We start from the raw sequence: 17,062 nt of genomic DNA on the forward strand, positions 1-17,062 counted from the left end.
TCCGTTTTCGTGCGTACCGGGGCGGCCACCAGCGTGCCGTTCGTGGGGAAGGTTAGCCTAACCTTGGCCGAAAACGGTAAGGGGGCCCTAAGTTTTTTTCGGGCCCCCTCCCCTCACCCGCACTCGCACGGGCGTTGGTGCTAGCCGGCGAAGCCCAGCTCGCGGGCGATCAGCATGCGCTGGACCTCACTGGTGCCCTCGCCGATCTCCAGGATCTTGGAGTCCCGCCACATTCGCGCCACCGGGTACTCGTTCATGAATCCGTACCCGCCGTGGATCTGCGTCGCGTCACGGGCGTTGTCCACGGCCACCGTCGAGGAGTACAGCTTCGCGATCGCCGCCTCCTTCTTGAACGGCTCGCCGGCCACCAGCCGGGAGGCCGCGTCGCGCCAGCCGATACGGGCCATGTGCGCGCGCATCTCCATGTCGGCCAACTTGAACTGGATGGCCTGGTTGTCGCCGATCGCCTTGCCGAAGGCGTGGCGCTCCCTGGCGTACTTCACCGACTCGTCCACACAGCCCTGCGCGAGGCCCGTCGCGAGCGCGGAGATGGCGATCCGGCCCTCGTCGAGGATCCGCAGGAACTGGGCGTAGCCGCGGCCCTCCTCGCCCACCAGGTTCGCGAGCGGGACCCGGACGTCGTCGAAGGACAGCTCACGGGTGTCGGAGGAGTTCCAGCCCACCTTGGAGTAGGGGGCGGCCACCGTGAAGCCCGGGGTGCCGGACGGGACGATGATCGAGGAGATCTCCGGGCGGCCGTCCGCCCTGCGGCCCGTCACGGCTGTGACGGTGACCAGGCCGGTGATGTCCGTACCGGAGTTGGTGATGAAGCACTTCGAGCCGTTGATGACCCACTCGTCGCCGTCCTTGACGGCGGTCGTGCGGGTGCCGCCGGCGTCCGAGCCCGCGCCGGGCTCCGTCAGACCGAAGGCGCCCAGCACCTCGCCGGAGCACAGCTTCGGCAGCCACTGGCGCTTCTGCTCCTCGGTGCCGAAGAGGTAGAGGGGCATGGCGCCGAGGGAGACACCGGCCTCCAGGGTGATGGCGACCGAGGAGTCGACGCGGGCCAGCTCCTCCAGGGCGATGCCCAGAGCGAGGTAGTCCCCGCCCATGCCGCCGTACTCCTCCGGGAAGGGCAGGCCGAACAGGCCCATGCGTCCCATCTCGGCGACGATCTCGTAGGGGAACTCGTGCCGCTCGTACAGGTCGCCGATCTTCGGGGCGACGACGTCGTGGGCGAACGCCTCGACGGTGCGGCGGAGTTCCTCGTGCTCAGGGGTGAGCCGGTGGTCGAGGGACATGGTGTGACTACTCCTTGTGGGAGAGGGCGCGGACGGTACGGGAGGGGCTGGGTCGCCCCAGCTGTTCGGCCATCCACACGCTCGTGGCGGTGAGGGCGGCCAGATCGACCCCGGTCTCGATGCCGAGACCGTCGAGCATCCACACCAGGTCCTCGGTCGCGAGGTTGCCCGTGGCGCTCTTCGCGTACGGGCATCCGCCGAGGCCGCCCGCGGAGGCGTCGACGGTGGTCACGCCGTGCTGGAGCGCGGCGAGGGTGTTGGACAGGGCCTGGCCGTAGGTGTCGTGGAAGTGCACGCCGATGCGGCCGGTGGGGACACCGGCCTCGTTCAGCGCGGAGAGCAGGGCCTGGACATGGCCCGGGGTGGCGACGCCGATCGTGTCGCCGAGGCTCAGTTCGTCGCAGCCGAGGTCGAGCAGGGCCTTGGCCACGGAGACGACCTGGTGGACCGGGACGGCGCCCTCCCAGGGGTCGCCGAAGCACATGGACAGATAGCCGCGCACGTGCGCCCCGCCCTCCCTGGCGCGGGCCACGACCGGCTCGAACATCGCGAGGGACTCGGCGACGGTGCGGTTGAGGTTGCGGGAGGCGAACGTCTCCGTGGCCGAGCCGAACACCGCGATACGGGTGGCCCCGAGCGCGAGCGCGCGGTCCAGGCCGCGCTCGTTCGGCACGAGGACGGGCAGGTCGGCGTCCACGTCGGCGAGCAGCGGGAAGAGCTGCTCGGCGTCGGCCAGCTGGGGCACCCACTTGGGGTGCACGAAGCTGGTGGCCTCGATGGTGGTCAGGCCCGAGGCGGCGAGGCGGCGCACGAACTCCGCCTTGACCTCCGTGGGGACGGCCGTCCTCTCGTTCTGCAGGCCGTCGCGGGCGCCGACCTCGTGGATGCGGACCCGGGCCGGCAGGCCGGGGGCCGGGACACTCATGGGCAGCCCGATCACGCGCCCTCCTCCTCGTCCGCGGTGACGACGGCCAGGACCTGGTCCATGGCCACGGTGGTGCCGGGCGAGACGTCCAGCTCGGTGACCGTGCCGGCGTGCGGGGCGGAGATGACGTGCTCCATCTTCATCGCCTCGACGACCAGCAGGCTCTGACCGGCCGTCACCTTGTCGCCGACGGCCACCTTGACGACGGTGACGGTGCCGGGCATGGGGGCCGCGAGGGTGTCGGCGCCGGAGCGGCCGGCGCCGCTGAGGTTCGCGACGACCGGGTCGTGGTGCTGCACGTGCCAGGAGTCGCCGTCACGGCCGAGCCAGGTCCCCTCCGGGGAGGTGGCGTGGCTGAAGCGGTGCGTGACGCCGTCGAGTTCGACGGTGACGGTGTCCTGGGTGCACGTGACGATCCGGCCGCGGGCCGGTGTGCCGGGGCCCTGCCCCGGACCCCGCGCCTCAATCGCCGGCGAGGCTGAATCTGCCCCGGCGGGGTCGGAAACGAGGACCTCGGTGTCCCCGCCCAGGGGGCGGGTGCGGACCTCCACCGGCTCCTGGCCCGGGAGGCGGAAGTGGTGGAATGTCCAGGCGGGGGTGCCGCCCAGGCGCCAGCCGTTGGCGGCGCCGAACGGATCGACCCACCCACCCGGCCTCGCCGGCGTTTGAGTCGCGGGTCCGGGCAGAGCCTGGGGGCCCTGCGCCAGCAGGGCTGCGGTGGCGTACACCTCCAGCGGGACGCCGTCGGGGAGGAGACCGGAGAGGTCGCGCTCGACCAGCCCGGTGTCCAGGTCGCCCGACACCACATCGGGGTGGGCGAGCAGGCGCCGCAGGAAGCCGGCGTTCGTCTGGACGCCCAGGATCACCGTGTCGGCCAGGGCCCCGCGCAGCAGGCGCAGTGCGGTGGCGCGGTCGGGGCCGTGGACGATGACCTTCGACAGCATCGGGTCGTACGTCGAGCCCACCGGCACGCCCGCCGTCAGGCCGGAGTCCGTGCGGACCGCACCGCCCGACGGCTCCGACAGCGCCAGGACCGTACCGCCGGACGGCAGGAAGCCGCGCGCCGGGTCCTCCGCGCAGACGCGGGCCTCGATGGCGTGCCCGGTCAGCCGGATGTCGTCCTGGGTGACGGGCAGCGCCCCGCCGGCGGCGACCTGCAGCTGGAGCTCCACCAGGTCCAGGCCGGTGATCAGCTCCGTCACCGGATGCTCGACCTGGAGACGGGTGTTCATCTCCATGAAGTAATAGGAGGCCGGGTCGCCGCCCGGGACGATGAACTCCACCGTGCCCGCGCCGACGTACCCGCAGGAGCGGGCCGCGTCGACCGCCGCCGCGCCCATCGCGGCGCGGGTCTTCTCGTCGAGCAGGACCGAGGGGGCCTCCTCGATGACCTTCTGGTGCCGGCGCTGGAGCGAGCACTCGCGCTCGCCCAGGTGCACCACGTTGCCGTGGGAGTCCGCCAGGACCTGGATCTCGATGTGCCGGGGCCGGTCCACCCACCGCTCGACCAGCAGGGTGTCGTCTCCGAAGGAGGAGCGCGCCTCGCGGCGGGCGGCCGCGATCTCCTCGGCCAGCACCGCCTCGTCCCGGACCAGGCGCATGCCCTTGCCGCCGCCGCCCGCCGAGGGCTTCAGCAGGACCGGCATGCCGATCTCCGAGGCAGCCGCGACGAGTTCGGCGTCGGTCAGGCCGCTGCCCGAGGAGCCCGGGACCACGGGCACGCCCGCCGCCTTCACCGTCTCCTTGGCGCGGATCTTGTCGCCCATGAGGGAGATCGCGGAGGCGGGCGGCCCGATGAAGGCCAGGCCGGCGTCCGTGCAGGCCTGCGCGAAGGCCGCGTTCTCGGCGAGGAAGCCGTAGCCGGGGTGGACGGCCTCGGCGCCCGTCCGCTTCGCGGCATCCAGGAGCTTCTCCACCGAGAGGTAGCTCTCGGCGGCCGCCGCCGGGCCGATCCGGACGGCCGTGTCGGCCTCCCGTACGTGCCGGGCGTCCGCGTCGGCGTCGCTGAAGACGGCCACGGAGCGGATGCCGAGCTCCCGCAGGGTGCGGATGACCCGGACCGCGATCTCGCCGCGGTTGGCGACCAGAACAGTGCTGAACATCAGTGAGGTCCTCACGTCACACGTCACATACGGAAGATGCCGAAGCCCGAGTCGCCCAGCGGGGCGTTCGCGCACGCGGTCAGGGCCAGCCCCAGCACCTGCCGGGTCTCCATGGGGTCGATGACCCCGTCGTCCCACAGCCGCGCCGTGGCGTAGTAGGCGTTGCCCTGCTCCTCGTACTGGGCGCGGACCGGGGCCTTGAAGGCCTCCTCGTCCTCGGCCGGCCACTCCTGGCCGGCGCCCTCGATCTGGTCGCGCTTGACCGTCGCGAGGACCGAGGCCGCCTGCTCGCCGCCCATGACGGAGATCTTGGCGTTGGGCCACATCCACAGGAAGCGCGGCGAGTACGCCCGCCCGCACATCGAGTAGTTGCCGGCCCCGTACGAGCCGCCGACGACCACGGTCAGCTTCGGGACCCGGGCGCAGGCCACGGCCGTGACCATCTTGGCGCCGTGCTTGGCGATGCCGCCCGCCTCGTAGTCGCGGCCGACCATGAAGCCCGAGATGTTCTGGAGGAAGAGGAGCGGGATGCCGCGCTGGTCGCACAGCTCGATGAAGTGGGCGCCCTTCTGCGCGGATTCGGCGAACAGGATGCCGTTGTTCGCGATGATCCCGACCGGGTGCCCGTGGATCCGGGCGAAGCCGGTGACCAGCGTCTGGCCGAACTCGGACTTGAACTCCTGGAAGCGGGAGCCGTCCGTGATCCGCGCGATGATCTCGCGGGCGTCGTAGGGGGTGCGCGAGTCGACGGGGACCGCGCCGTACAGCCCGGCCGGATCCACCTTCGGCTCCTCGGGGGCCTCGACCGCCCAGGGCAGGGCCCCGCGCTCGGGCAGGGTCGCCACGATGTTCCGTACGATCCGCAGCGCGTGCGCGTCGTCCTCCGCGAGGTGGTCGGTCACGCCGGAGACGCGGGAGTGGACCTCGCCGCCACCGAGCTCCTCGGCCGTGACGACCTCGCCGGTCGCGGCCTTCACCAGCGGCGGGCCGCCGAGGAAGATCGTGCCCTGGTTGCGGACGATGACGGCCTCGTCGCTCATGGCCGGTACGTACGCCCCGCCCGCGGTGCAGGAGCCGAGGACGGCGGCGATCTGCGGGATGCCGGCGCCCGACATGCGGGCCTGGTTGTAGAAGATGCGGCCGAAGTGCTCCCGGTCGGGGAAGACCTCGTCCTGCATCGGCAGGAAGGCGCCGCCCGAGTCGACCAGGTAGAGGCAGGGGAGACGATTCTCCAGAGCCACTTCCTGGGCGCGCAGGTGCTTCTTGACGGTCATCGGGTAGTACGTGCCGCCCTTGACGGTGGCGTCGTTCGCGACGATCACGCACTCGCGGCCGCTGACCCGGCCGATGCCCGCGATGACCCCGGCGGCGGGGGCGGCGCCCCCGTACATGCCCTCGGCGGCCAGCGGCGCCAGCTCCAGGAAGGGGGAGCCCGGGTCGAGGAGGGTGTCCACGCGGTCGCGCGGGAGGAGCTTTCCGCGGGCGGTGTGGCGGGCGCGGGCCTTCTCGCCGCCGCCGAGCCGGGCCGTGTCGAGCCGGGCGCGCAGGCCCTCGGTCAGCTCGCGGTGGGCGGCCTCGTTGGTCCGCCAGGCCTCGGACGCCGGGTCCGCGGCGCTCGTCAGCACTGGTGCCTGCTGCATCGGTCGAGCTCCCTTGCTCGTTCCACTTGCTCGGTACACGTTGTTAATAAGCGTTAACGCATCTACCGCTCAGGTTAACGACCGCTAACGGCCCTGTCTAGAATGGTTTCCCATGAGCACCAGAGCGGCCGCCCCGACCCGACGCGAGCAGATCCTCAGCGAGGCCGCCCGCCTCTTCGCAGCGCGCGGGTTCCACGGCGTCGGCGTGGACGAGATAGGGGCCGCCGTGGGCATCAGCGGCCCCGGCCTGTACCGGCACTTCGCGGGCAAGGACGCCATGCTCGCCGAGCTGCTCGTCGGCATCAGCGAGCGGCTGCTGACCGGAGGCCGCCACCGGGTGGCGGAGGCGGCGGGCGACCCGGGCCGCGTCCTGTCCTCCCTCATCGACGGCCACATCGACTTCGCACTCGACGACCGGGCGCTGATCACCGTGCACGACCGCGAGCTCGACCGGCTGCGCGAGGCCGACCGCAAGCTCGTGCGGCAGCTGCAGCGCCAGTACGTGGAGCTGTGGGTGGAGGTCGTACGGGAGCTGCACCCCGAGGTGAACGAGGCGGAGGTACGGGTCGCCGTGCACGCGGTCTTCGGCCTGCTCAACTCCACCCCGCACCTGGCGGCCCTCGGCCGGGAGGCCGTCGAGTCGCTGCTGCGCAGGCTCGCGCACGGCGCCTTCGGGGCGCTGTCGGCATGACCCGGGGCGTCCGCCGACCGGAATGGACGCGCCGCCTCCGCCCCGGCGGCGGCAGAATGGCCCCCATGCCGAAGCCGATAGAGACGTCCGACCGATCTATTGAAACGCCGAACCGCGCCGAACTCATCGACCATCTGGTCCGTACGCGGATCGCGGGGCAGGTCGCGACGCCGCGCGAGAACAACCTCTCCCACTACCGCAAGCTCGCCAACGGCGACCGGCACTACTGGCTCGGCCTGGAACTGGGCGACCGCTGGAGCGACGAGCAGGACGTCCTCGCGGTGATGGCGGAGCGCTGCGGCGTCGTGGACGACCCGGAGTTCCGCCACGGCCAGGACACCATCGACCCCGAGCTGACGGTGGCGGGCCTGGACCGGCTGGCCGCGCGCCTGCGCAAGGCGGCGGCCGACCGGCAGAGCGTGCTGCTGGCCACCGGCCACCCGGGCGGCCTGCTGGACGTCCACCGGGCCACAGCGGCGGCCCTGCGCGCCGCGGGCTGCGAGATCGTGGTGATCCCGCAGGGCCTGGTGGCGGACGAGGGCTCGGTGTGGCAGTTCGCGGACGTCGCGGTCCTGGAGCGGGGCGCGACGCTGTGGCACACCCATTCGCCGGCGCCGATGGCCGCGATCCTGGACGGCCTGACGGCTTCGGGCCGCCCCCAGCCCGACCTGGTCGTCGCCGACCACGGCTGGGCGGGCTGCGCGGCCCAGCGCGGCCTGGACGCCGTGGGCTACGCCGACTGCAACGACCCGGCGCTCTTCCTCGGCGAGGCCGAGGGCACCCTCCAGGTGGCGGTCCCCCTGGACGACCACGTCCGCGACCCGCGCTACTACGACCCGCTGGTGGCGTACCTGCTGCACGCGGCTGGCCTGAGCTGACGGCGCAGCCGTGCAGACGGCCGCGAGCCCTGGCCGGCATCCGCCGGGCCGGGGTCCTGCCGCCCGCTCCCGACGGCGTCCGCTGCCGGTCCGTGCCCCCCGCCGCTGACGCTCCAGGCCGGACCGGCGGCCAGGACCTCCGATGGGCTTGCCGGGCGGGCTTCCCCCGTCGTCTGGTCGGTCCGGAAGCGGCCGTCCAGGGCTGCACCGGAGATGACCGTGAGCCCGGACAGGCATTCGTCGCATTCCAGGTGCGGGGTCCGTGCCTGTGCGGACCATGAACGTCCGGACGCCGTTGTCGCGGACCGTCCACTCCAGCCACGACTCGACGAGCGTGCCGCTCCGGGGCGCTCGCGACGGGTGCATTCCATCCTCACCGGGACTCGGTGTCGGCACGGGCTCCCGCACGGGACGGCCCCACCCGCTGTCAGCGGTCGCGGTTACGGTCGCCGCATGGCGAAGCCTCCGAAGCGGCGCGATCCGCTGTCCATACTCGCTGATGATCCCCAAGGGCGTTCCCTGGGACTGGACTTGCCGCCGGGCGGGGTCGTCCGCAGGTCCGGGCGGCGCCGGTGGGGGAAGGTCCCCGAGCCGCTGGTGTGGGTGTCCGACGAGGCGGTGGGCATGGGCGCGCTCGCCGCGCACCGCGGCCCGCACCTCGCGGCCGCCGGTCTGCAGGCGGTGCTGCTGCAGGACCGCCCCGGGCTGGAACGCTGGTGGCGGGAGAGGGAGTTCGCGCCGGAGCGGATGTCCGACCCCGACGACCACCACGTCGAGCCCGTGCTGCGCGAGTTCTGGAGCAGGGTGGTTCCCGACCCCGAGGAGGGGGAGGAGGGCGAGGAGATCATCGCTCCCTTCGGCAGGGACTGGCCCGGGCTCGCGACGGCCGGCCCATCGGTCGGCCCGGACGTGCCGGATCCGGACTTCGCGTCCTGCGCGCTGGCGGACGAGCTCATCGAGCGCGGATGGCTGCCGGGCCCCCGGCTCGCGCTGGTCCCCTCCCGCCGGGGGGCCGACGTGCCCACCGCGCTGGGCTGGGGCGGGCCGGCCAACTACGAGAACGACACCGCCCTGATCAGTGCGGTGCTCCGGTCCTGGGAGGACCGCTTCGGCGCCCGGCTCGTCGCCCTCGGATTCGACGAGCTCCACCTGTCGGTCGCGTACCCGCCGCCCACGACCGCCCGGGCCCTGCCCGTCGCGGCGGAGCACTTCGCCTTCTCGCCCGACAACATCTGGCAGGGCTCCGGCAGCGTCCGGGCCTACACCGAAGAGGCCGTCACCGGCAGCGGCCACTGGTCGTTCTGGTGGGACTGAGCGGTCCGCCCCGCACCGTCAGGCGCGCGGGACGCGGACCACGCCCTCCTGGATGACCGTGATCGCCAGGCGGCCGTCCTGGGTGTAGATGCGGGCCTGGCCGAGGCCCCGGCCGCCGTGGGCCGAGGGGGACTCCTGGTCGTACAGCAGCCATTCGTCCGCGCGGAACGGCCGGTGGAACCACATCGCGTGGTCCAGCGAGGCGCCGACCACGTCGCCCACTGCCCAGCCGCCGCGTCCGTGCGCGAGCAGGACCGCGTCGAGCAGGGTCATGTCGGAGACGTAGGTCGCCAGGCAGGTGTGCAGCAGCGGGTCGTCCGCGAGCTTGCCCTGCGTGCGGAACCAGACCTGCGAGCGCGGCTCCAACGGCTCGCCGACCGTGCCCCAGGGCGGGGTGGTCGCGTACCGCAGGTCCACCGCGCCGCGTGCCTCCAACAGCCGCTCGACGGTGCCCGGGTCGCGGAAGATCCCGCGGTACGGCGGCAGCGCCTCGGCGGCCGTCGGCAGGGACTCGGGGTCCGCTGCGGCCGGCATCGGGACCTGGTGCTCCAGCCCCTCCTCGTACGTCTGGAAGGACGCGGAGAGGTGGAAGATCGGCTGCCCGTGCTGGACGGCGACCACGCGCCGGGTGGTGAAGGAGCGCCCGTCGCGGATCCGGTCCACGGAGTAGACGATCGGCGCGCCGGAGTCCCCGGTGCGCAGGAAGTACGAGTGCAGCGAGTGCGGCAGACGGTCCGCCGGCACCGTGCGCCCGGCCGCGACCAGGGCCTGGGCGGCCACCTGGCCGCCGAACACGCGCGGTACCAGGGACGTGCGGCTGGTGCCGCGGAAGATGTTCTCCTCGATCTGCTCCAGGTCGAGCAGATCGAGGAGATCCGTCAGTGCCTCGTTCAAGGGGACTTACAGGCCCATCGACTTGGCGATGATCGACTTCATGATCTCGCTGGTGCCGCCGTAGATGCGGTTGACGCGGTTGTCGGCGTACAGGCGGGCGATCGGGTACTCGTTCATGTAGCCGTAGCCGCCGTGCAGCTGGAGGCAGCGGTCGATGACGCGGTGCGCGACCTCGGTGCAGAACAGCTTCGCGGAGGCGGCCTCGGCCGGGGTCAGCTCGCCGGCGTCCAGGGCCTCCAGGGCGCGGTCGGCGACGGCCTGCGCGGCGTCCACCTCGGCCTGGCAGGCGGCCAGCTCGAACTTGGTGTTCTGGAAGTGCGCGACGGGCTTGCCGAAGACGGTGCGCTCGGTGACGTACTGCTGGGCGAACCGGACGGCCGCGGCGGCCTGGGCGTAGGCGCCGAAGGCGATGCCCCAGCGCTCGGAGGCCAGGTTGTGGCCGAGGTAGTAGAAGCCCTTGCCCTCCTCGCCGAGCAGGTCCTCGACGGGAACCTTCACGTCGACGAACGCCAGCTCGGCGGTGTCGGAGGTCTTCAGGCCCAGCTTGTCGAGCTTGCGGCCGATGGAGTAGCCCTCGGACTTGGTGTCCACGGCGAAGAGGGAGATGCCGAAGCGGCGGTCGTCCGCGCTCGGGGCGGAGGTGCGGGCGCAGACGATCACGCGGTCGGCGTGGACGCCGCCGGTGATGAAGGTCTTGGAGCCGTTGAGGACGTAGTGGGTGCCGTCCTCGGAGAGCTTGGCGGTGGTCTTCATGCCCGCGACGTCCGAGCCGGTGCCCGGCTCGGTCATGGCGAGGGCCCACATCTCCTCGCCGGAGACGAACTTCGGCAGGAAGCGCTTCTTCTGCTCGTCGTCGGCGAGCATCTTGATGTAGGGCAGGGCGAGCAGCACGTGCACGCCGGAGCCGCCGAAGTTCACGCCCGCGCGGGAGGTCTCCTCGTACAGGACGGCTTCGAACTTGTGGGTGTCCAGGCCGGCGCCGCCGAACTCCTCGGGCACGTTGATGCCGAAGACGCCCAGCTCGCCGAGCTTGTAGTAGAAGTCGCGCGGCGCCTGGCCCGCGGCGAACCACTCGTCGTAGACGGGGACGACCTCGGCCTCGATGAAGGCGCGGATGGTCTCGCGGAACGCCTCGTGGTCCTCGTTGAACACCGTACGGCGCACGGCCGGCTCCCTTCGTCGCGGCGGTCCGCCGCCTAAATTAAGCGCTTGCTCAGACTAAGTTACCGACGAGTTGACCAGGCTGTCCAGAGCCGGTCGCACGCGCGTACGTCACACCCGTGGCCGGATCACTCCTGGCGCAGCGCGAACCACAGCTCCATCCGGACGTCCGGGTCGTCCAGGTCCCGATCCAGCAGGGCCGCGCAGCGCGCCACGCGCTGGCGCACGGTGTTGCGGTGCACCCCCAGGGCGGCCGCCGTACGGTCCCAGCCGCCGTGGTGGGCCAGCCAGGCCCGCAGGGTCTCGCGCAGTGCGGGCGCGAGCGGGCCGAGCAGGGCCTCGGCGTGGGCGCGGGCCTCGGCCTCCCCGACCAGACCCGCGAAGCCGGCGTCGGCGTGCCGGGCCAGCGGGGTCCGGGCCGCCTCCGCGCGCCGGAGGGCCCGCCCTGCCTGCGCGTCGGCGGCGGCCAGGCCGTCCGGCCCGGCCGGGGCGCTCACTCCCAGCCGCCACCCGGGCTGGGCGTCGGGCTCCCGGTCGGTCAGCAGCCGTACGCCGCCCTCGTGCGGGTCCAGCAGTACGGTGCCCAGCGCGACCGCGAGGGCCTGCGGATCCCCTGTACCGCGGGCGTGGACGGCGTACCACGGCCCGGCCGTCAGGGCCGCGGCCGGATCCCCGTCGAGCAGCAGCCGGGTCAGGGCCGCGGCCTCGGCCCCGGCGGGCCGCTCGGCGGTGAGCAGGGTGAGCAGTACGGCGGCCACCGAGGCCACGGTGTGGTCGCCGGGCGCGCGGGCCGGGGTCGCGGTGCCCAGTGCGGCCCGCCCGGCCAGGGCGTAGGCGGCCAGGTGGTGTCCGCCCGCCCGGTCCGTGGCCGTGGCGGGCCCGCCCCCGCGGCCGACCCGGGCCAGCAGCTCGGACAGTGCCTCCCGGGCCGGGGCGGGCAGCTCCGGACCCGCCGTCCGGCCGCCCGGCCACAGGGCGACCGAGCCGCCCAGGCTCGCGGCGAGCCGGGCCAGCACCGCCGGCACCGGATCGGGCCGGGCCGCGGCCGCCGCCAGGGCCTGCTGGGCCTCGGTGGTCCGGCGCAGCTCCCGGGTCCGGGCCTCCGCCGTCAGCCGCCCCACCGCGCGGGCGACCGCCGAGAACGGGGTCCGCGGCGGAACCTCCAGCAAGGGCAGCCTGTGCCGGGCACAGGCCTCCGCCAGCGCGGCCGGGACCTCCTCGTGCACCGGGGCCACGCCGAAGCCGAGGGCGGCCGCCCCCGCCCAGGCCAGCCGGGCCACGTACCCGTCGGGGTCCTCGCCGGGGCCCGCCCCGGCGGTCAGCAGCAGCTCGCCGCCGAGCAGGTACGGGGAGGGGTCGGGCATCTCGGAGGCGTGCACGCCGTGCACCCCGGCAGTGGCCGGCCCGGCGAGGTGGCGCAGGCCGAGCTCCCGGTCGGCGAGCAGGGAGGCGAGGAGCACCGGCGGGGTGAGCGGCTCGCCGGCGGGCCCGTTGCCGTACTCCGGATCGCGGGGAGCGGCAGGCATGGATACTCCGTACACATCAGCAGGGCCAGATGGATGAAACGTACACTCCCCACCCTCCTGCGGCCCGCTTACGCTCGAAGGACCGCACACGTCAGGCCAGAGAAAGAGGCACAGCCATGAGCACGCAGCCGCGCGGACCCGTCGACTCCTCCCGCATCCCGCGCTACGCGGGCCCGGCGACCTTCGCCCGGCTGCCCCGCCTCGACGAGGTCGGCTCCGCGGACGTCGCCGTCGTCGGCGTGCCCTTCGACTCGGGCGTCTCCTACCGCCCCGGCGCCCGCTTCGGCGGCAACGCCATCCGCGAGGCCTCCCGCCTGCTGCGCCCCTACAACCCGGCACAGGACGCCTCCCCCTTCGCCCTCGCGCAGGTCGCGGACGCCGGCGACATCGCGGTGAACCCCTTCAACATCAACGAGGCCGTCGAGACGGTCGAGGCCGCCGCCGACGAACTCCTCGCGGGCGGCTCCCGCCTGATGACCCTCGGCGGCGACCACACCATCGCCCTGCCCCTGCTCCGCTCCGTAGCCAAGAAGCACGGCCCGGTCGCGCTCCTGCACTTCGACGCGCACCTGGACACCTGGGACACCTACTTCGGCGCCGAGTACACCCACGGCACGCCGTTCCGCCGCGCCGTCGAGGAGGGCATCCTCGACACCGAGGCCCTCTCCCACGTCGGTACCCGCGGCCCGCTCTACGGCAAGCAGGACCTTGACGACGACGCGAAGATGGGCTTCGGCATCGTCACCTCGGCCGACGTCTACCGCCGCGGAGCCGACGAGGTCGCCGACCAGCTGCGCCAGCGCATCGGCGACCGCCCGCTCTACATCTCCATCGACATCGACGTCCTGGACCCGGCGCACGCGCCCGGCACCGGCACCCCCGAGGCCGGCGGCATGACCTCCCGCGAGCTGCTGGAGATCATCCGCGGCCTGTCCTCCTGCAACCTCGTTTCCGCCGACGTGGTCGAGGTCGCTCCGGCGTACGATCACGCCGAGATCACCTCGGTCGCGGCCTCGCACACCGCGTACGAGCTCACCACGATCATGAGCCGCCAGATCGCGGCGTCGAAGGCGAAGTAAGAAGGGCACCACACCCCGTGACGCACGACCACGACCTGGTACTCCGTCCCACCGAGGCCCAGACGGCCGCCGCCCTCGCGCCGCCCCCGGGGCGGACGGGCGGGGACCTGGTCGTGGAGACGCTGCGTTCGCTGGGCGCCACCACCGTGTTCGGCCTGCCGGGGCAGCACGCCCTCGGTCTCTTCGACGCGGTGGGGCGCTCCGACCTGCGGCTGGTCACCCTCCGGGTGGAGAGCAACGCCGGCTTCGCAGCCGACGCGTACGGCCGGATCACCGGCGAGGCGGCTCCCCTCCTGCTGTCCACCGGCCCCGGCGCGCTCACGGCCCTGCCGGCCCTGGCGGAGGCGGCGGCGGCTTCCGCCCCCGTCCTCGCCATCTCCTCCCAGGTGCCGGTCGCGGGCCTCGGCGGCGGACGGCGCGGCCACCTGCACGAGCTGCGCGACCAGGCCGCCTCCTTCCGGGACGTGGTCAAGTCGGTCCACGAGGCGCGCACCGCCTCTCAGATCCCCTCGGTCGTCGCGGAGGCCTGGGAGTCCGCGCTCACGGCCCCCCACGGCCCGGTCTGGGTGGAGATCCCGGAGGACGTCCTGCGGTCGGAGACGGTCGTCCCGCAGGTCACGGGCATGGACGCGACCCCGCACGAGCTCGCCCCCCGCCCCGAACTGACCGCGGTGGCGGCCCACTGGCTGTCGCGGGCCGCCCGCCCGGTGATCATCGCGGGCGGCGGAGTCGTCCGCTCGGACGCCTCCGGCAAGCTCAGGCAGCTCGCGGAGCGGCTGGACGCACCCGTGGTCACCACCTTCGGCGGCAAGGGCGCCTTCCCCTGGACGCACCCGCTGTCCCTCCAGTCCTGGCTGGAGGACCGCCACATGACGGACTTCCTCGAGGACGCCGACGTGCTCCTCGTCGTCGGCTCCGGCCTCGGGGAACTGTCCTCGAACTACCACACGTTCTTCCCCACGGGCCGGATCGTCCACATCGACGCGGACCTGGGCAAGCTGGAGGCCAACCACCCGGCCCTCGGCATCCACGCCGACGCCCGCCTCGCCCTCCAGGCCCTGCTGGAGACGGTGGCCGAGCGGCAGGACGACCACGCCCCCGAGCGGGTCCGCATGGTCCTGGAGGACATCGCGGCCCGCCTCGCGGACCAGGACCTCGCCCTGGAGCAGTCCCTCCTTACCTCGATCCGGTCCGCGCTGCCGGCCCGCTCCCCCTCCTTCTGGGACATGACGATCCTGTCCTACTGGGCGTGGTCGGCCTTCGACGCCAAGCACCCCAACACCATGCACTCGGCCCAGGGCGCCGGCGGCCTCGGCTACGCCTTCCCCGCCGCCCTCGGCGCCTGCGTCGCGGAGCCGGACACCCCGGTGCTCGCCGTCTCCGGGGACGGCGGCGCGATGTACTCGCTGGCGGAACTGGCCACGGCCCGCCAGCACGACCTGGACGTCACCTGGCTGATCGTGGACGACGGCGGCTACGGCATCCTGCGCGAGTACATGAGCGACGCCTTCGAGGGCCGCACCACGGGCACGGAGCTCACCCGCCCCGACTTCGCCGCCCTGGCGGAGTCCTTCGGCGTCCCGGCCGCCACGACGACCCCGGAATCCCTGACGGCCGACCTCAAGAAGGCCCTCACCACCCCGGGCCCCTCGGTCCTGGTCCTCCCGGCCACCCTCAGGATGTTCGCCCCGACCCACCTGTGACCCTCCGGGGCCGCGCAGCGCGCTCCTTCGGGTGATGACGCTGTGTCACCGACGCCGCCGGGACGGGACGCGGACGCAACTGTGGGACCTTGGCAGCGGACCCGATCCGGAGCGGAAGTGGTGGTGCCGTGCTGCGCACAGTCGTACGGGGTCTCACCGCGGCGGTGGCGGCCGGGGCACTGTCCGCCGCCGCGGGCTGCGGCGGCCCGACGCCCGACCCGCCCGGGCCGACAACCCCGCCCCCGTCCTCGACCGAGGTGCCGACCACCCCCGACGCCTCGGCATCGGTGTTCCTGGGCCAGGGGATGGACGAGTCGGACTCCCACGTCGACGTCCCGACCTCGCCGGTCGGCGAGCCCGCCAGCGGCGACGTCACCGTGGTCAACACCGGCGGCGACCCCGTCACCGTCCAGAACCTCGCGGTCACCGTCGACAGCGGCGAGACGTCGATCACCGAGGACACCTGTACGGACGTCGAGCTGCCGCCCGGCGGCACGTGCCGGATCAGGGTCCGGCACATCGCGACGGCGCCGGGCTCCTACAGCGGGCAGCTGACGGCGACGACCTCCGACGGCGGTGTCCTGTCCGTCGGGATTTCCGGTCAGGCGGTGGGCGAGGCCACCCCCGGCGACGGGGACACCACGGGTACCGGGACGCCCTCGCCGCCTGCGACAACGGGCGGCCCCACCGAGTCCGGGAGTCCTGACCCGAGCCCCACGGACAGTCCCGAGCCCGGCCTCACGGACTGATCTCGATCCTGACCGTGTTGTCGTCGGGCAGTACCACCAGGGTGCGGGACTTCTGGCCGGGTACGTGGGAGACGAGGTAGAGGCGGGCCGGCGTCTTGGCAAGGACGCGGAAGCCGCGGTACTGGTAGCGGTACGGGCTCCCGTGGCTGCCCAGGTCGTCGAAGAGGATCCCCGGAGCATGGTGGGTCACCGGCACCCGGGAATAGATGACAGCCCTCGGGCTGGATACGTAGCCGCCCGCGGCGTCCTTCATGGCTTCCACGCGTCCCGCCGCCGCCACGTACCGCGCCATGCCGAAGAACAGGCTCATCGTCAGGACCCCGAGGAGCAGGGCGCCGGCTGCCAGCCACAGCCGGTCGGCCGAGCGGTGCCCGGGATCCGCCAGGGCACGTCCGTCGGGGCCGCTGCTCAGGCGCAGCTGTACGGCGGCGAACGCGAGCGTGGCGCCCAGGGCCACCGTCAGGCAGGGCACGAACTGGCGGAGCCAGCCCTCGGGCAGTCGCGGCAGCCGGTCCTCCCAGAAGAAGACCGGGAACCCCGCCAGCACCAGCAGCAGCCCCGTCGCGAGCAGCCAGCCGGTCGCCGCCTCACGACGCGCCCGCTGCTCCGGCCGGCCCAGCAACCGCCCCGCACACCCCAGCACCAGCAGCACGGCCAGCCCGCAGAACAGCAGCAACCAGAGGGGGAAGAAGATCGCGCTCGGGCTCCGCACCAGGTACGCCTCGACGGAGAGCTGGAGGTCGGCCGTCGGCACGCCGAAAGTGGCGTAGTACGCCTCGGTGTAGGTGGTCCCGAAGTAGTAGAGGAGTCCGAGGACGATGGTTCCCGGCGCCGCGATGTACGCGACCTTCTCCAGGAACGTCCTCGACGGGCTCGACGGGCTCGACGGGCTCGACGGGCTCGACGGGCTCGACGGGCTCGACGGGGCCGCCGGGTCCGCCGGCCGCGGTCCGGGCGGCGGCTGCTCGTGCGGCTCCGGCATGCGCCCAGTCTGTCGGCCGCTCTCGGAGCCCGCACCTGGGCGGAGCCGGGCGGCTGAACGGGATCGCCGGGCGGCGTACGACCCGGACGGACCACATGCCGGGGCTCTCCGCGTGCG

At 73.3% G+C, this 17,062-nt stretch carries 14 protein-coding genes; 6 read left to right on the top strand and 8 right to left on the bottom strand.

Translation table 11 applies throughout. From position 1 onward, the window contains the following. Positions 1 to 140: 140 nt before the first annotated feature. The 4 genes from ACZ6JS_RS04685 to ACZ6JS_RS04700 are packed head-to-tail and all read right to left on the bottom strand — an operon-like array spanning position 141 to position 5,968. Positions 141 to 1,301, bottom strand: a complete 1,161-nt coding sequence (locus ACZ6JS_RS04685; protein WP_469295760.1) for an acyl-CoA dehydrogenase family protein — start codon at positions 1,299 to 1,301, stop codon at positions 141 to 143. 7 nt (positions 1,302 to 1,308) lie between these two features. Further along, positions 1,309 to 2,226, bottom strand: coding sequence for a hydroxymethylglutaryl-CoA lyase (locus ACZ6JS_RS04690; RefSeq protein ID WP_469296398.1), 918 nt, complete (start codon positions 2,224 to 2,226; stop codon positions 1,309 to 1,311). An 11-nt stretch (positions 2,227 to 2,237) separates the two neighbouring features. Further along, positions 2,238 to 4,328, bottom strand: coding sequence for an acetyl/propionyl/methylcrotonyl-CoA carboxylase subunit alpha (locus tag ACZ6JS_RS04695; RefSeq protein ID WP_469295761.1), 2,091 nt, complete (start codon positions 4,326 to 4,328; stop codon positions 2,238 to 2,240). 23 nt (positions 4,329 to 4,351) lie between these two features. Then, entirely contained in the window at positions 4,352 to 5,968 is a 1,617-nt protein-coding gene (locus tag ACZ6JS_RS04700; protein ID WP_469295762.1) for a carboxyl transferase domain-containing protein, read from the bottom strand. Positions 5,969 to 6,080: 112 nt separating this feature from the next. On the opposite strand from ACZ6JS_RS04700, the gene ACZ6JS_RS04705 reads away from it, so the two are divergent. The 3 genes from ACZ6JS_RS04705 to ACZ6JS_RS04715 all read left to right on the top strand — a co-directional run bounded on the left by ACZ6JS_RS04705 (position 6,081) and on the right by ACZ6JS_RS04715 (position 8,851). Then, a complete protein-coding gene (locus ACZ6JS_RS04705; protein ID WP_469295763.1) occupies positions 6,081 to 6,659 on the top strand; it encodes an SACE_7040 family transcriptional regulator in 579 nt (192 codons plus the stop codon). Positions 6,660 to 6,757: 98 nt separating this feature from the next. Then, positions 6,758 to 7,537: a phosphatase gene (locus tag ACZ6JS_RS04710; protein WP_469296400.1), complete on the top strand. Its 780-nt coding sequence runs from the start codon at positions 6,758 to 6,760 to the stop codon at positions 7,535 to 7,537. 453 nt (positions 7,538 to 7,990) lie between these two features. Further along, on the top strand, positions 7,991 to 8,851 hold the full coding sequence (locus tag ACZ6JS_RS04715) for a DUF4253 domain-containing protein (RefSeq protein WP_469295765.1): 861 nt from the start codon (positions 7,991 to 7,993) through the stop codon (positions 8,849 to 8,851). An 18-nt stretch (positions 8,852 to 8,869) separates the two neighbouring features. On the opposite strand, the gene tesB is transcribed toward ACZ6JS_RS04715, so the two are convergent. The 3 genes from tesB to ACZ6JS_RS04730 form a co-directional block, all read right to left on the bottom strand. Next, entirely contained in the window at positions 8,870 to 9,745 is an 876-nt protein-coding gene (gene tesB / locus ACZ6JS_RS04720) for an acyl-CoA thioesterase II (protein ID WP_469295766.1), read from the bottom strand. A 6-nt stretch (positions 9,746 to 9,751) separates the two neighbouring features. Next, positions 9,752 to 10,909: an acyl-CoA dehydrogenase family protein gene (locus ACZ6JS_RS04725; protein ID WP_030655469.1), complete on the bottom strand. Its 1,158-nt coding sequence runs from the start codon at positions 10,907 to 10,909 to the stop codon at positions 9,752 to 9,754. Positions 10,910 to 11,034: 125 nt separating this feature from the next. Beyond that, complete coding sequence (locus ACZ6JS_RS04730) at positions 11,035 to 12,432, bottom strand: helix-turn-helix domain-containing protein (protein ID WP_469295767.1); 1,398 nt, start codon at positions 12,430 to 12,432, stop codon at positions 11,035 to 11,037. Between the two features lie 116 nt (positions 12,433 to 12,548). Here ACZ6JS_RS04730 and speB point away from each other — a divergent pair, with 116 nt between their 5' ends. From speB to ACZ6JS_RS04745, 3 genes are all read left to right on the top strand, one after another. Next, positions 12,549 to 13,511 (top strand): agmatinase, encoded by a 963-nt coding sequence (speB, locus tag ACZ6JS_RS04735; protein ID WP_030840481.1) that lies wholly within the window; start codon positions 12,549 to 12,551, stop codon positions 13,509 to 13,511. A 17-nt stretch (positions 13,512 to 13,528) separates the two neighbouring features. Further along, entirely contained in the window at positions 13,529 to 15,214 is a 1,686-nt protein-coding gene (locus ACZ6JS_RS04740) for a thiamine pyrophosphate-binding protein (RefSeq protein WP_469295768.1), read from the top strand. A 128-nt stretch (positions 15,215 to 15,342) separates the two neighbouring features. Further along, positions 15,343 to 15,963, top strand: a complete 621-nt coding sequence (locus tag ACZ6JS_RS04745) for a hypothetical protein (protein WP_469295770.1) — start codon at positions 15,343 to 15,345, stop codon at positions 15,961 to 15,963. On the opposite strand, the gene ACZ6JS_RS04750 is transcribed toward ACZ6JS_RS04745, so the two are convergent. Beyond that, a complete protein-coding gene (locus ACZ6JS_RS04750) occupies positions 15,953 to 16,945 on the bottom strand; it encodes a hypothetical protein (RefSeq protein WP_469295771.1) in 993 nt (330 codons plus the stop codon). The two genes, ACZ6JS_RS04745 and ACZ6JS_RS04750, sit on opposite strands and share 11 nt — an antisense overlap. Positions 16,946 to 17,062: the final 117 nt, after the last annotated feature.

The sequence above is a fragment of the Streptomyces sp. NPDC046349 genome, assembly GCF_055587885.1.

Excerpts from the sequence above, each read along its gene's own strand:
- ACZ6JS_RS04705 (WP_469295763.1), top strand. The coding sequence starts at position 6,081 with ATGAGCACCAGAGCGGCCGCCCCGACCCGACGCGAGCAGATCCTCAGC.
- ACZ6JS_RS04690 (WP_469296398.1), bottom strand. The coding sequence starts at position 2,226 with ATGAGTGTCCCGGCCCCCGGCCTGCCGGCCCGGGTCCGCATCCACGAG.
- ACZ6JS_RS04700 (WP_469295762.1), bottom strand. The coding sequence starts at position 5,968 with ATGCAGCAGGCACCAGTGCTGACGAGCGCCGCGGACCCGGCGTCCGAG.
- ACZ6JS_RS04715 (WP_469295765.1), top strand. The coding sequence starts at position 7,991 with ATGGCGAAGCCTCCGAAGCGGCGCGATCCGCTGTCCATACTCGCTGAT.
- speB (WP_030840481.1), top strand. The coding sequence starts at position 12,549 with ATGAGCACGCAGCCGCGCGGACCCGTCGACTCCTCCCGCATCCCGCGC.
- ACZ6JS_RS04695 (WP_469295761.1), bottom strand. The coding sequence starts at position 4,328 with ATGTTCAGCACTGTTCTGGTCGCCAACCGCGGCGAGATCGCGGTCCGG.
- ACZ6JS_RS04730 (WP_469295767.1), bottom strand. The coding sequence starts at position 12,432 with ATGCCTGCCGCTCCCCGCGATCCGGAGTACGGCAACGGGCCCGCCGGC.
- ACZ6JS_RS04750 (WP_469295771.1), bottom strand. The coding sequence starts at position 16,945 with ATGCCGGAGCCGCACGAGCAGCCGCCGCCCGGACCGCGGCCGGCGGAC.
- ACZ6JS_RS04685 (WP_469295760.1), bottom strand. The coding sequence starts at position 1,301 with ATGTCCCTCGACCACCGGCTCACCCCTGAGCACGAGGAACTCCGCCGC.